Raw genomic sequence first — 7,310 nt, forward strand, 5'->3', positions numbered from 1 at the left:
GACCAAATACGGGTTTGTACCGACTCCTGTCTGAGTCGCTGACCGAATCACTGTTGTCGCGTTGCTTTTGACCAGGGCGGGGTCAGGGTAACACTCGCCCGGATACGCCGTTCTTTCACGTTAAGGATTTGGCCTGGAAATTGCGTTATCGTTTGGGTTGCTGAATATTCCGATTCGCAATTTTTTTAACTTGGAGTTGTCTATGCAAATGAAATTGAAAATTACTGTTGCGGCAGCCATTGCCGCCGTGGCCAGCCTGGCTTCTGCTCAAGACATGGTCGTGAAAATTGGACACGTGGCGCCAATGTCTGGTGCGCAATCGCACTATGGCAAAGACAACACCAATGGCGCTCGCATGGCCATTGAAGACTTGAACACTCAAAACATCACCATTGGTGGCAAAAAAGTCAAATTTGAATTGCAAGCCGAAGACGACGCTGCTGATCCAAAACAGGGCACTGCAGTGGCACAAAAATTGTGCGACAGCAAAGTTGCAGGCGTGGTGGGTCACTTGAATTCAGGCACAACCATCCCCGCATCCAAGGTCTACCACGACTGTGGCATCCCTATGGTGACCGGCGCTGCCACTAACCCTAATTTGACCAAACCTGGCTACAAAACAACCTTCCGCATCATTGCGAACGATTTGTCACTCGGTTCAGGGCTGGCTGTGTATGCAGCTGATGTCTTGAAAGTGAAATCTGTGGCCATGATTGACGACCGCACAGCCTATGGTCAAGGTGTAGCTGAAGTGTTCAAAAAAGTGGCTCTGAGCAAAGGCATCAAAGTGGTGGACGACCAATTCACCACCGACAAGGCCACAGACTTCATGGCCATCTTGACTGCCATCAAAGCCAAAAAACCTGATGCTGTTTTCTTTGGTGGTATGGATCCGCAAGCTGGTCCCATGTTGCGCCAAATGGAGTCTTTGGGCATGGGTGCAGTGAAGTACTTTGGTGGCGATGGCATCTGTACCGCAGAGTTGGCTAAATTGGCAGACGGTGCCAAGATTTTGGAAAACGTGGTGTGTGCCGAAGGTGGTGCATCATTGGCCAAAATGCCTGGTGGCGAAGCGTGGAAAAAACGTTACGATGCTAAATACCCTGGTCAATTCCAAGTCTATAGCCCTTACACCTACGACGCGACATTCCTTTTGGTGGACGCTATGAAACGTGCCAACTCCACAGATCCAAAAGTCTATGTGACCAAACTGGCTGAATCCAATTTCAAAGGTGTCACCAACACCATTGCGTTTGAGTCAACTGGTGAGATGAAAAACCCAGCCATTACTTTGTCCACTTACAAAGGTGGCAAGAAGACTTCTTTGAATTGATGCGTCTCTGCATCGATTGAGTAAAAGCCACCGTCAGGTGGCTTTTTTAATTCCCCCTTGTCTGACCAGAGAAAAAGGTTCATTGCTCGGTTAAAATCTAACGCTTCGGAGCGGTGGATGAGTGGTTTAAGTCACACGCCTGGAAAGCGTGCGGGGAGTAAAATCCCCCGGGGGTTCGAATCCCCCCTGCTCCGCCAAAACATTCAACCCCGTCGTGTACTTAATGCGACGGGGTTTTTTGCTTCTTATTTCTGCCCCTGGATCATTTTCATGGCCGAAGAAATCAAAGTTGACACTTCGGTCATGTTGCTGGGCACCACCAGCGTGGTGGTAGCTTCAGAGGCCAGCCTGGCATAGGCATCCACTGCCTTTTCTGCCACCTTAAGCTGCACGGCTGCAGCGCCACCCGGCTGGTTGATGGCTGTGGCAATGCGTTCAATGGCTTGTGCCGTGGCCTCTGCAACGGCCAAAATCGACTGCGCATCGCCTTGCGCTTTGTTGATGACAGCCTGTTTCTCACCTTCAGACCTGGCAATGAACGCCTCGCGCTCACCAGTGGCAATGTTGATTTGCTCTTGGCGGCGACCTTCAGATGCGGCAATCAGCGCGCGTTTTTCACGCTCAGCCGTGATCTGCTGCTGCATGGCATGCAAAATTTCTTTGGGCGGGGTGAGGTCTTTGATTTCGTAACGCAAGACCTTGACACCCCAATTCAGTGCGGCTTCGTCAATGGCTTGCACCACTTGGGCGTTGATGATGTCGCGCTCTTCAAAGGTTTTATCCAGCTCCAGCTTGCCAATCACCGAACGCAGCGACGTTTGTGCCAGTTGCGAGATGGCCATGATGTAGTTGCTGGAGCCATAGCTGGCGCGCATGGCATCGGTCACCTGAAAATACAAAATGCCATCCACTTGCAGTTGCGTGTTGTCACGCGTGATGCACACCTGGCTGGCAATGTCCAGTGGAACTTCTTTGAGCAAATGTTTGTAGGCTACTTTGTCAATGAAGGGCACCAAAAAGTTCAGACCCGGCGTGAGCGTGCCGTTGTATTTGCCCAAGCGCTCCACCACCCAGGCATGCTGCTGGGGCACGACCTTGATGGATTGGGTGACAAAAATCACGGCGATCACAAACAAAACAATGGCAATTTCCATGTGCAACTTTCAAAGTTAAAAAGAGGGTGCGTTCTTCAAAATCAGGCGGTTGCCTTCTACCGCTGCGATCTCGAAAGTGCCGGGTGTGGCCGTTTGGCCCGCTTGCAAAGCGGCATCCCAGTGGGCACCGCGGTATTTGACGCTGCAAGTATGGTCTTCAAGCCAAGCGCTTACATGCACTTTTTCACCCACGTCCATGTGGACATCAGGGTTGGCTTGAACACTGACCGTGGGTGTCTGCTGGTTTTCAAAGCTCTTCAAGCGCCGCCACACCAGCACCGACCCGCCTCCCACGGAGGCTGCGCAAAACCACTGCCAATGCGCCGCCAGCCCGCTGTGTGCGGCAATGGCGGCGGCCACCATACCAAGAGAAATCAGCAGCAAGTACAGGGTGCCAGAGAGCAGCTCAAAGGCAATCAAGGCGCCAGCGGCTAACCACCAAAGTGTCGAATCTGCCATGGATGTTCTTTCTACAGTGTTGTGGCTGAGCCATTTTCAGACGAAAGCCACATGGCTTTTCAGAAGTTTCACATTTAGTCCTTACACTTCGCGCCTATTTGAACTTTTTACCTTGAGTCGCTGGAGCCGTTCATGAAATTTCGCTTTCCGATTGTCATCATTGACGAAGATTACCGCTCAGAAAACACCTCTGGGTTGGGCATTCGGGCACTGGCGCAAGCCATCGAAACGGAGGGTTTTGAGGTGCTGGGTGCCACCAGTTATGGCGACTTGAGCCAATTTGCCCAACAGCAAAGCCGCGCCAGCACATTTATTTTGTCGATTGACGATGAAGAATTCACACCAGGGCCAGACCTTGACCCCGCAGTGGTGAATTTGCGCCACTTCATTGACGAAGTGCGCCGCAAAAATCTGGATGTGCCTATCTATATCTATGGCGAAACCAAAACCTCGCGCCACCTGCCCAATGACATCTTGCGTGAACTGCATGGCTTCATTCACATGTTTGAAGACACGCCCGAATTTGTGGCGCGTCACATCATCCGCGAGGCTAAAAGTTACCTTGAAGGCGTGCAGCCTCCGTTTTTTAAGGCGCTGCTGGATTACGCTGAAGACGGCTCTTACTCTTGGCATTGCCCAGGTCACTCGGGTGGTGTGGCGTTTTTAAAAAGCCCGGTCGGCCAGATGTACCACCAGTTTTATGGTGAAAACATGTTGCGTGCTGACGTGTGCAACGCGGTCGAGGAGTTGGGGCAGTTGCTGGACCACGATGGTGCCATTGGCAAGAGCGAACGCAATGCGGCGCGTATCTTCAATGCCGACCATTGCTTTTTTGTCACCAATGGCACCAGCACCAGCAACAAAATGGTCTGGCACCACACCGTGGCACCCAACGATGTGGTGGTGGTTGACCGCAACTGCCATAAATCCATCTTGCACGCCATCATCATGACGGGTGCGATTCCGGTGTTTTTAAAGCCCACCCGCAACCACTTTGGCATCATTGGCCCCATTCCGAAAAGCGAATTTGAGCCAGCCAATATCAAAGCCAAGATCAAAACCAACCCTTTGATCAAGCAGCACTTGCCCGATGTGGATGTGTCACACATCAACCCCCGCGTGTTGACCCTGACCCAGTCCACCTATGACGGCGTGCTCTACAACACTGAAACTGTCAAAAACATGCTTGACGGCTATGTGGACAACATTCATTTTGACGAAGCCTGGTTGCCCCACGCCGCTTTTCACCCGTTTTACGGCACTTACCACGCCATGGGTAAAAACAGGCCTAGGCCAAAAAAAGCGGTGGTTTACGCCACCCAGTCTATCCACAAATTGCTTGCGGGCATCAGCCAAGCCAGCCATGTGCTGGTGCAGGACTCGCAAACCGTCAAGCTGGACAAGCATTTGTTCAACGAGGCTTACCTCATGCACACCAGCACCTCGCCGCAGTACAGCATCATCGCCAGCTGCGACGTGGCCGCTGCCATGATGGAACCGCCCGGCGGCACCGCGCTGGTTGAAGAAAGCATTGCTGAAGCGCTTGATTTCAGGCGTGCCATGCGCAAAATTGACGACGAATACGGTGAGGACTGGTGGTTCAAGGTGTGGGGGCCAGACAAGCTGGCCGAAGAAGGCATTGGCCGCGCGGACGATTGGGTCATCAAAGGCGAATCACGCACCAACAAGAGTGGCGTGAATTGGCACGGCTTTGGCAAGATGGCCACGGGTTTCAACATGCTTGACCCCATCAAATCGACCGTGGTTACCCCGGGCATGGACTTGAACGGCAAGTTTGCCAAAACCGGCATTCCAGCCAGCATCGTGACCAAGTTTTTGGCCGAGCATGGTGTGGTGGTTGAGAAAACCGGGCTCTACAGTTTTTTCATCATGTTCACCATAGGCATCACCAAGGGGCGCTGGAACAGCATGTTGACAGCGCTGCAGCAGTTCAAAGACGATTACGCCAAAAACCAGCCCATGTGGCGCATCTTGCCGGAGTTTTGCCAGAAACACCCGGTGTACGAAAACATGGGTTTGGCTGACTTGTGCCAGCATATTCACCAGCTCTATGCCCGCTACGACATCGCCCGCTTGACCACAGACATGTATTTGAGCGACTTGACGCCCGCCATGAAACCCAGCGAAGCCTATGCCCACATCGCCATGCGCAAAACCGAGCGGGTGGAGATTGACCACCTTGAAGGCCGCATCACCGTTGGCTTGGTCACCCCTTACCCACCCGGTATTCCGCTGTTGATTCCGGGTGAGGTGTTCAACAAAAAAATTGTGGATTACCTCAAGTTTTCACGTGAGTTCAACACCCACTGCCCCGGCTTTGAGACCGACATCCATGGTTTGGTAGAAGAGCAAGGTGCCGATGGCAAAGCGCACTACTACGCGGATTGTGTGGCGTTGAATGCTACTTAATAAATAGCTGTTCACGCTTTATTGACGGGTGCTAGAGGCTGATTTCTTATATAAAACGGGGGCTCAAGCACCCGTTTCAACCACAGCCACAGCAGTTTGACTCACGCCGCAGTCCACATAAGAGATTTGCCCAGTCATGCCAGAGGCCAGGTCGCTAAGCAAAAAGGCGGCCACGTTACCCACCTCGTCAATGGTCACATTGCGTTTCAGTGGCGAGGCCGCGGCCGAAATGTTCAACAGCTTGCCAAAGTCTTTGATGCCGCTGGCGGCCAGGGTTTTGATGGCGCCAGCGCTCAAACCATTGACCCGAATGCCGCGGCCACCTACCGCATCTGCCAGGTAGCGCACCGACGACTCCAGCGACGCCTTGGCCAGCCCCATGGTGTTGTAGCTGGGCACCACGCGCACGCCACCCAGGTAGGTCAAGGTCAACAGCGAGGCCGTGGGGTTCAGGTAGGGCAGGGCAGCTTTGGCCATGGCAGGAAAGCTGTAGGCACTGATGTCGTGCGCAATGCGAAAGTTCTCGCGTGTCAAGCCATCCAAAAAGTTACCCGCAATGGCTTCCCGAGGGGCGAAACCAATGCTATGCACAAAGCCGTCAAATGTTGGCCAGTGCGCTGACAAGTCTGTAAAAAGCGCGTCAATTTGAGCATCGTCACCCACATCGCAATCAAAAATCAACTTGGAGTCAAAGTCGGCCGCAAACTCGGTGATGCGTTCCTTGAAGCGCTCGCCCACATAACTAAAGGCCAGTTCAGCCCCTTGCGCGTGGCAGGCCTTGGCAATGCCGTAGGCAATGGAGCGGTTGGACAACACGCCTGTGATCAGAAATTTTTTACCCATTAGGAAACCCATAACTACCTCTTGTGTCTTTTGAACGTCTGTCGAATCACTGTGGATTTGGCACGAAAACCATGCTGAACACAATGACAAATGGTGCAGAATTGTCGCATGCGTCGTTTGTTTTTTTTAGTTGTGTTGTGTTGGATCAATCCTGTGTGGGCGGCGCATGGCTATGCCCTGTGGGGCAATTTAAAGTACCCGCCCAACTTTGTGCACTTTGACTACGTCAACCCCGCCGCGCCCAAAGGTGGCGAATTGCGCCTGGTCAGCAACCTGCGGGTGTCTACCTTTGACAAATACAACCCGTTCACCATCAAGGGCTCTGCACCCGCTTACTTGTCTGATGTGATGTTTGACAGCTTGCTGACCGGCGCTCTAGACGAAACTGGCTCCGGCTACGGTTTGTTGGCGCAAGACGTGGTGGTGTCGCCAGACGGGCTGGCTGCCACCTTCACACTGCGCCCCGAGGCCCGTTTTCACAACGGTAAGCCGGTGTGGGCGGCTGACGTGAAGTACAGCTTTGACATGCTCATGAGCCCCTATGCCTCACCTGCTTTCAAGACCCTGTTGGACGATGTGGCCGGGCTGGACGTGCTGGCTGAGCGCACGGTGCGTTACCGCTTTAAAAAACCTAACCGCGAACTGCCTCTGACGGTGGGCGGTCTGCCCGTGTTCAGCCGCGACTGGGGTGTAGACAACGGTAAGCCCAAGCGCTTTGACGAGATCGTGACCGACCACCCCATTGGCAGCGGCCCTTACAAAATTGGCCCAGTGCGATTTGGCAAAGACATCACCTATGTGCGTGACCCCAATTACTGGGCCAAAGACCTGAATGTGCGCCTTGGCACCGCCAACTTTGACCGCATTACCGTCAAAATTTACAAAGATGGCACCGCACGCCTAGAGGCCTTGAAAGCTGGCGAATTTGACCTGATGCGTTTTTTTTCAGCGGGCGACTGGGCACGCCGGGTCAATGGCAAGCGGTTTGACACGGGTGAACTGGTCAAACGTGAATACCGCCACCGCTTGCCCACCGGGTTTCAGAGTTATGTGCTCAACACCCGGCGTGACCGCTTCAAAGACGTGCGCGT

General features: G+C 53.3%; 6 protein-coding genes and 1 tRNA gene. 4 read left to right on the forward strand and 3 right to left on the reverse strand.

Annotated elements, in window-relative coordinates; all coding sequences use genetic code 11:
* Positions 1 to 202: 202 nt before the first annotated feature.
* Both PHT20_RS14975 and PHT20_RS14980 read left to right on the forward strand, forming a co-directional pair.
* The gene (locus tag PHT20_RS14975; protein ID WP_301021139.1) at positions 203 to 1,333 is read left to right on the forward strand and encodes a branched-chain amino acid ABC transporter substrate-binding protein; all 1,131 of its coding nucleotides are present in this window, start codon (positions 203 to 205) and stop codon (positions 1,331 to 1,333) included.
* 107 nt (positions 1,334 to 1,440) lie between these two features.
* Positions 1,441 to 1,530: transfer RNA gene (locus tag PHT20_RS14980), tRNA-Ser, on the forward strand.
* 48 nt (positions 1,531 to 1,578) lie between these two features.
* Here the strand turns inward: PHT20_RS14980 and PHT20_RS14985 are convergent.
* Positions 1,579 to 2,487, reverse strand: a complete 909-nt coding sequence (locus PHT20_RS14985; protein ID WP_301021140.1) for a stomatin-like protein — start codon at positions 2,485 to 2,487, stop codon at positions 1,579 to 1,581.
* Positions 2,488 to 2,502: 15 nt separating this feature from the next.
* On the reverse strand, positions 2,503 to 2,946 hold the full coding sequence (locus PHT20_RS14990; protein WP_301021141.1) for an NfeD family protein: 444 nt from the start codon (positions 2,944 to 2,946) through the stop codon (positions 2,503 to 2,505).
* Between the two features lie 132 nt (positions 2,947 to 3,078).
* Here PHT20_RS14990 and PHT20_RS14995 point away from each other — a divergent pair, with 132 nt between their 5' ends.
* Positions 3,079 to 5,376, forward strand: a complete 2,298-nt coding sequence (locus PHT20_RS14995) for an arginine/lysine/ornithine decarboxylase (RefSeq protein WP_301021142.1) — start codon at positions 3,079 to 3,081, stop codon at positions 5,374 to 5,376.
* A gap of 63 nt (positions 5,377 to 5,439) precedes the next feature.
* Here the strand turns inward: PHT20_RS14995 and fabI are convergent, their stop codons facing one another.
* Positions 5,440 to 6,231, reverse strand: a complete 792-nt coding sequence (fabI, locus tag PHT20_RS15000) for an enoyl-ACP reductase FabI (protein ID WP_300082202.1) — start codon at positions 6,229 to 6,231, stop codon at positions 5,440 to 5,442.
* 96 nt (positions 6,232 to 6,327) lie between these two features.
* Between fabI and PHT20_RS15005 the strand changes: the two genes are divergently transcribed.
* Positions 6,328 to 7,310: extracellular solute-binding protein (locus PHT20_RS15005; RefSeq protein ID WP_301021143.1), on the forward strand; the 983-nt coding region annotated here is incomplete at its 3' end.

Source organism: Rhodoferax sp. (assembly GCF_028715765.1).
GTDB lineage: Bacteria > Pseudomonadota > Gammaproteobacteria > Burkholderiales > Burkholderiaceae_C > Rhodoferax.